This is a genomic window from Chitinimonas sp. BJB300 (assembly GCF_002735695.1).
Classification (GTDB): Bacteria; Pseudomonadota; Gammaproteobacteria; order Burkholderiales; family Chitinimonadaceae; genus Chitinimonas.
Window position 1 is genome coordinate 1 of record NZ_PDZH01000263.1, and the last position, 2,324, is coordinate 2,324.

4 protein-coding genes, 1 pseudogene and 1 other annotated feature are annotated in these 2,324 nt (G+C 44.8%); all 5 genes and pseudogenes read left to right on the plus strand.

The window, feature by feature from the left end; translation table 11 throughout:
• A pseudogene (locus CSQ89_RS23415) lies at positions 1-260 on the plus strand (IS3 family transposase); the annotation flags it as partial.
• Positions 27-143: a sequence feature (AL1L pseudoknot), on the plus strand. Its footprint overlaps the pseudogene before it by 117 nt.
• A 244-nt stretch (positions 261-504) precedes the next feature.
• Positions 505-1,131 carry a ParA family protein gene (locus CSQ89_RS21100; protein WP_099407933.1) on the plus strand — a complete coding sequence of 209 codons (627 nt, stop codon included), beginning with the start codon at positions 505-507 and terminating at the stop codon, positions 1,129-1,131.
• Positions 1,128-1,424 (plus strand): hypothetical protein, encoded by a 297-nt coding sequence (locus CSQ89_RS21105; protein WP_099407934.1) that lies wholly within the window; start codon positions 1,128-1,130, stop codon positions 1,422-1,424. The genes CSQ89_RS21100 and CSQ89_RS21105 overlap by 4 nt, the downstream gene beginning before the upstream one ends.
• A 161-nt stretch (positions 1,425-1,585) precedes the next feature.
• On the plus strand, positions 1,586-1,864 hold the full coding sequence (gene parC, locus CSQ89_RS21110; protein WP_099407935.1) for a ParC family partition-associated protein: 279 nt from the start codon (positions 1,586-1,588) through the stop codon (positions 1,862-1,864).
• Between the two features lie 219 nt (positions 1,865-2,083).
• Positions 2,084-2,324: replication initiation protein (locus CSQ89_RS21115; protein WP_199065769.1), on the plus strand; the 241-nt coding region annotated here is incomplete at its 3' end.

Here is a 2,324-nt window from a genome sequence, read left to right on the forward strand (position 1 = left end):
GCCAATGAGATTCTGAAAGTGGCCAGCGCGTTTTTCGCCCAGGCGGAGCTCGACCGCCAACTCAAGAAATGATGCTGCTGATTGATCAGCAGCGCGCCAACTTTGGGGTCGAGCCTATCTGTCAGGTATTGCAGATGGCCCCGTCGGCGTATTGACGTTATGCGGCACGACAGAAAAATCCAGCCTTATTGCCTGAACGCATTCGCCGTGATCAAGCATTGATTCCACAGATTGAGCGTGTGCGGCAAGCCAACATACGTTGTTTGTAACAAGTGGCAGTCATTAATGCAACATCCCATGGAACGTTTCGCCGATGAAGATAAATTGAATCCTGGAGCATAGGAATAGCTACAGTAATCCAAAAGTATGATCCAGCATGACGGTATATATATATGTATATATAATATGCCGTGCCAGATGTAGCAGTAAGAAGGCGGTACTCAGCCACATCAAACCAAATATATATATACATGTATATATATATGTACAAACAGGAAGAAGTCCATGATCTATGCATGTGTAAATACAAAGGGTGGTGTAGGAAAGACAACTACAGCCGTCCACCTGGCTGTAAAGTTGGCTATGCGTAGGAAGTCATTACTAATTGATGGTGACCCCCAAGCTTCATCTGCAAGTTGGGCGGCATGGCGGAGGGAAAAAGATTTTTCGCCTTCGCCTACAACTACATGTTTAGCAGGGAAAGCAATCCTATCAGAGGGAAAGCAGTTAGCTATTCACTATGAAGATGTTGTGGTTGATGCTGGAGGTAGAGATTCAGTAGGTCTAAGGTCAGCATTACTATTGGCTGACAAAATAATAATACCGATTGGTGCTTCAGACCTTGATGCAGCAGCAATGACTGATCTCTTGGAGGTTGTGGAACTTGCTCGTGACTACAAACCAGAATTAGACGTGCGTGTCTTGCTTACGAGAGTTGATGTTAGAAATAAAGATACTTCTAAGATGTTGGAATTCCTAACGGAACAAAAACTGAGAGTTTTTGATACAAAAATTTGTGAGCGCGTAGCATTTCGAAGAGCTATCGGAGAGGGAGCGACCGTTCAGGAAATTGGCAAGGATCAAGCTGCAACAAGTGAAATAGAAGCTTTCTTCCTGGAGGCGATAGCATGAAAAGTAAACCAAATATTAGCAGTTTTACATCACCAAAAGATGTAAGTGCATTCCTTGAGGGAGGCAATGCTGATAAAGCTGAAAGGAAAGCTACAACTTCTTCTCATCAAGAAGTACCGCAGGCTCCTGTTCGTGGCCGCGGAAGAATCCAGAAGATTTTTAACTTTCCTGAAGACTTGGCTAACCATTTACGTGATGAAGCAGCTGAACGAACCCGTATTACAGGCACAAGAGTTACTGAGAAAGACATTGTTTTGGCAGCACTTGAGACATACTTAAGCCACCGCCTATAGGTATATATATACCTATATATACACCTAACTATGTATGTATATACATAGCAAAATTGAATCTTGTGACCGCATAAGCGGATATGGTTGGGCACAAAATGCAGCGACAAACACAACAAGATTTGATATTGTTGCTACATGGCCGATTCGGAGGTATAAAATCAATGTTGACGGCAACCACGAACATTGTTTCATCGGCAGTATTAAAAGAACTTGTTGCTGCCGGTTCAGTAATAACTGCTCGTCTTGAGGTAGCAGATAAAGGGCTAGTTATTGTTGTGCGAGCAGGAATGAATGAGCGAGTACTGGGTGCTTCTCGCGGAGGTGCACGGTATTTCCAAAGCCTTGATGGGGCTGCAAGCGTTTTGCAGACTTATGGGATTAATCGTTTTGAATGCGATACCGCACATTGGGTGTCGAAATCAGTGAAAGCGAAAAAGTGAGATAACTGCAAAACAAACAATCTCAGAAAACAAAATGCCCGCTTATGGAAAGCGGGCACTTTGTTAAATAAACCGAGCTGAGGGCCCGGGCACACACACATTTCACTTTGCCGAGTGACGTGATGTGACAATGAATCCTTGAAACCGATGTCATTGTATGTGTCTGGCCTCCTGCGCGCAAGCATACGCTCGTCTTTGAACGATGAGTGGTGAGGGGCTATGGCGCCAATACTACAAACACAGACAACACATGTAGAACGATTTTATGAAAAAGGGTCCGCACTCCATCGTGTATTGATGGAAGCACCGTATTTGCCCCGCTGCTCAGACGACAAGACAGCGACCCGCGTTCGTCCGCGCGAATACGCCATTCGTTATCCCTACATGCAAATCAATCGGCCAGGGTTTGTAAGCTGGTTGATCTTCGACCTCGACCATAAAAAGGCGATGATTTGGGAGG